General features: G+C 74.5%; 1 protein-coding gene. It reads right to left on the reverse strand.

Going from position 1 to position 1337, the window contains the following annotated elements; genetic code table 11:
• Positions 1–1337: metallophosphoesterase family protein (locus ACYVE9_RS27140; RefSeq protein WP_461030537.1), on the reverse strand; the 1337-nt coding region annotated here is incomplete at both ends.

Raw genomic sequence — 1337 nt, forward strand, 5'->3', positions numbered from 1 at the left:
GCCCGCAGCGCCAGACCGTCGACGTGCGGCCGGGTCTGCACGGAGAACCATCCGGACTGGCCCCGCCACGGCCGGTGCAGGGCGGCGGCCTGCTCGGCGGGCGTCACCGGGTCCACGCCGACGAGCGACCAGCCGGTGAACCCGCCCTCGCCCGGCGGCACCGCCGGGTCCTTGCCGGAGTTGCCGTTGACGAAGTAGGGCACCCCGTCGACCCGGTCGGCGCTGAACGCGCCCACATGGCCGCCGAGAAAGCCCACGCCCTTGCCCGACACCCGGTGGAACTCGGCCAACCGGCGCTCCAGGTACGCGGCCTCCCGCCGGTCGACGAGCTGACTCGCGCGCTGGACGGTGGGGTCCCTCGGAGGCACATGCGCCACCACCAGCACGGCGCCGACCGAGGCGTCCGTCGCGGCCGACTCAAGCTGCTGCCGCAGCCACCGCACCTGGCCGACGCCGCTGCCCCGCAGACCGAGAGCGGAGGTGTCCAACGTCAGGAAACGCGTGCCGCGATGGTCGAACACCCGGTGGGCGGGGCCGAACTCGGCGGTGAAGTGCTCGATGCCGCCGCCCATGACCTCGTGGTTGCCCGGCACGTAGTACCAGGGGAGGTCCTCTCCGAGCTCCTCGGTGAGGACCCGGCGGGCGAACGCCAGATCCGCGGGTGAGCCCTCGTCGACGAGGTCACCACCCACCACCACGAAGTCGGGGCGCGCCGCCCTGATCTCACGCAGGGTCCGCCGGGCCCGCGCCACGGTCGCACTGCCCGGGTCCCGGGCGACGAACTGCGCGTCCGACATGAACGCGAACCGCCACCGCCTGCCCTGGACCGCGGCGGCCGTGCCGATCAGCGGATCGGTCCGGGGCGCCGGATCCGGCAGGGCGACGGGCGGCGGTACCTGTGCGGTCAGGCCGTCGACGACGACCCGCCCGGTGTACTGCCGGGTGGCCACCGTCTCGACCAGGTAGAAGCGCTGGAACGTCCACGGCATCGCCGCGCCCTGCGGGACGGTGAACGTCACCTGCCGCCATCCCGTCCAGGTGACGTGCGGGCCGCGCAGCAACTGCTCGGAGCCGGTCGCGTCCTCGAAGTGCAGGGTCGGCCACGCGCCCATGCCGTCACCGTCGATCCACAGCCGGAACGACTGCGGGCCGCCCGGAACGCCAAGCGGCCGGGGCGGCGCGGCGTAGGCGGCCCTCGTCGCCGTCGAACCGGTGAAGTCGTAGCCGAGCGCGAGGCCGCCGCCCGCCCGGCCGGCCGGAGTGCCGGTGACGCTGCCCGTGGCACGGGCAGCGCTGAACACCCAGGAGGCGGCGTCGTCGAAGTCGGCGACCGGTTG

The organism is Streptomyces sparsus (assembly GCF_054776295.1).